Source organism: Phenylobacterium sp. P4_E10 (genome assembly GCF_056401675.1).
Genome location: NZ_JBFUIW010000031.1, coordinates 1 through 2,743, shown reverse-complemented (window position 1 = coordinate 2,743; position 2,743 = coordinate 1). Strand labels below are relative to the sequence as shown.

Annotated in this window: 2 protein-coding genes and 2 pseudogenes; all 4 read right to left on the bottom strand. The window is 67.2% G+C overall.

The features are described from left to right. Positions 1–144 (bottom strand): annotated as a pseudogene (locus AC1DQJ_RS20760) (biotin synthase BioB); the annotation flags it as partial. After that, on the bottom strand, positions 141–509 hold the full coding sequence (locus tag AC1DQJ_RS20755; RefSeq protein WP_477606850.1) for a MerR family transcriptional regulator: 369 nt from the start codon (positions 507–509) through the stop codon (positions 141–143). The pseudogene AC1DQJ_RS20760 and the gene AC1DQJ_RS20755, both read right to left, overlap by 4 nt. 2 nt (positions 510–511) lie before the next feature. After that, positions 512–2,487: pseudogene (locus AC1DQJ_RS20750) on the bottom strand (acetyl-CoA carboxylase biotin carboxylase subunit). Positions 2,488–2,495: 8 nt separating this feature from the next. Further along, on the bottom strand, positions 2,496–2,743 hold a 248-nt coding region (locus AC1DQJ_RS20745; protein ID WP_477601120.1), incomplete at its 5' end, for a carboxyl transferase domain-containing protein.

Sequence of the window (2,743 nt, the reverse complement as noted above, 5' to 3'; positions counted from 1 at the left end):
GAGCAGCTGCGAGAGCTGCACCTCGCTGGGGTCGAACCAGGTCCGGTGCACCGCGGCGGCCTGGAACACCAGCTCCATGAACGGCAGCTCGAACAGATCCTCGACCTCGGCGAGCGTCCAGTCGTGGCGGGGGGAATAGGTCAAGCGTGCATCTCCGCGACGGCGGTGGAAGGGCGGCGCGCCCGCAGGGCGCCGAGGGCGGCTTCGACCGCTCGGCGCTCGCGCTCGAGGGCCTGCAGACGTTGGTCGAGGCGCGCGGCGGCGAAGCTGATCGAGTCGCCGGCCGCCCCGCCTTCCTGGCGTTCAAGGATGCAACGGATGTCGGCCAGGGCCAGGCCGGCGCGCCGGAACTCCGCGATCACCGAGAGACGCGAAACCGCCAGAGAGTCGTAGACGCGTCGGTTCATCCGATTGCGGTGGGCGGTGACCAGCCCAAGTTCCTCATAGTAGCGCAAGGCGCGCGCCGTGAGCCCGCACTGGCGCATGGCCTGGCTGAGGGTGATGGGCATCCTCACGCGAACTCCACCAGCACCTCGTCGGCGGCGACCGAGTCGCCCGGCTTGGCCCCGACAGTCTTAACCACGCCCTCGCGCTCGGCGCGGATGATGTTCTGCATCTTCATGGCCTCGACCACGGCGACAGCCTGGCCCGCCTGGACGCTCTGGCCCGGTTCGACGTCGAGACTGACCACCAGGCCCGGCATGGGCGAGAGGATCAGCTTGGAAGTGTCGGCGGCCTGCTTGGGCGGCAGCTTCTCGTGCAGCTCTGCCGAGCGCGGGGTCAACACCAGCACGTGCAGGGTCGCGGCTCGGTGGCGGACAATGAAGCCCTCGGCCGCCGGCTTGACGCTGACGCTGAACGGACGCCCGTCCAGCGCGCCCTTGAACAGCGGCAAGCCCGGCCGCCAGTCGACGTCGGTCAGGCTCAGCGAACGGCCGTCCTCATATGTCACCCGGAAGGCGTCGCCGCCGTTGGAGAGTTTGACCTGACGCTTGTTGTGGCCAGCGATGACGATCCATTCGTCGCGCAGCAGCTGCGGCGCGGCCCGGGCCGTCAGCCGCCGATGCATGGCGCAGGCCACCGCCGCAGCGAGGTCGCTCTGGAACGGCGTCGGCTCGGTCCCTTTGAAGCCCTCCGGGAACTCGTCCTTGATGTAGTTGGTCGACAGCGCCCCGGAGGTGAACCGCTCCTGGTCCATCACCGCGGCCAGGAACGGAATGTTCTGGCCCAGCCCCTCAATATGGAAGTCCTCCAGCGCCCGGCCCATGGCGGCGATGGCGCTAGCGCGATCCGGGCCCCAGGTCGACAGCTTGGAGATCATCGGGTCGTAGAACATCGAGATCTCGTCGCCTTCGCGGACGCCGGCGTCGTTGCGGATCACGATCTCGCCGATCTCGCCTTCCAGCGGCGGGGCGTAGCGCACCAGTCGGCCGATCGAGGGCAGGAAGCCGCGATAGGGGTCCTCGGCATAGATCCGGCTCTCGATCGCCCAGCCGTTGATCTTCAGGTCGTCCTGCCCGAAGGCCAGCTTCTCGCCGTAGGCCGAGCGGATCATCTGCTCGACCAGATCGACGCCGGTGATCAGTTCGGTGACCGGGTGCTCGACCTGCAGCCGAGTGTTCATTTCGAGGAAGTAGAAGCTCTTGTCCTGTCCGGCGACGAACTCGACGGTGCCGGCGCTGTCGTAGTTCACCGCCTGGGCTAGGGCCACGGCCTGGGCGCCCATCGCGGCGCGGGTGGTTTCATCGAGCAGCGGGCTCGGCGCCTCCTCGATGACCTTCTGATTGCGGCGCTGGATCGAGCATTCGCGCTCGAACAGGTGCACCACATGGCCGTGCTTGTCGCCCAGCACCTGGATCTCGATGTGGCGCGGGCTCTCGATGAACTTCTCGATGAAGATCCGGTCGTCGCCGAAGCTGGCCTTGGCCTCGGCCCGCACCGCCGGGAAGCCTTCCTCTACGTCTGTGGTGTCCAGGCCACGCGGATGCCCTTGCCCCCGCCGCCGGCCGAGGCCTTGATCATCACCGGATAGCCGATCTCCCCGGCGATCTTCAGGGCGTGGGCGACGTCGTCGATCTCGCCGACATGGCCCGGCACGGTCGAGACCCCGGCCGCCTGCGCGAACTTCTTGCTTTCGATCTTGTCGCCCATGGCCTCGATGGCCTTGGGGTTGGGGCCGATGAACACGATGCCCTCGTCGGCCAACCGCTTGGCGAAGCCAGCATTCTCACTGAGGAAGCCGAAGCCAGGATGCACCGCTTGCGCTCCGGTCGCCCGGCAGGCCGCGACGATCTTATCGGCCACCAGATAGCTCTCTGCCGCCGGCGCGCCGCCGATGAACACGCTTTCGTCGGCCATCTCCACGGCCATCGAATCCGCATCCGCCTCCGAATAGACCACTACCGTGGCGATCCCCATACGACGACAGGTCTTGATGATCCGGACCGCGATCTCCCCGCGGTTGGCGATCAGGATTTTCGTGAACATTCAATCACCTACAGCGGGATATTGTCGTGCTTCTTCCAAGGGTTGGCGAGTTGCTTTCCCTGGAGGTTCTTGAGCGCCCGGGCGATGCGCCGGCGGGTGGAGTGGGGCATGATGACGTCGTCGATGTAGCCGCGGGAAGCGGCGACGAACGGGTTGGCGAAGCGGGCCTTGTACTCGGCCTCTCGGGCCGCGATCGCCTCGGGGTCGCCAGCCTCGGCCCGGAAGATGATCTCCACTGCGCCCTTGGCGCCCATCA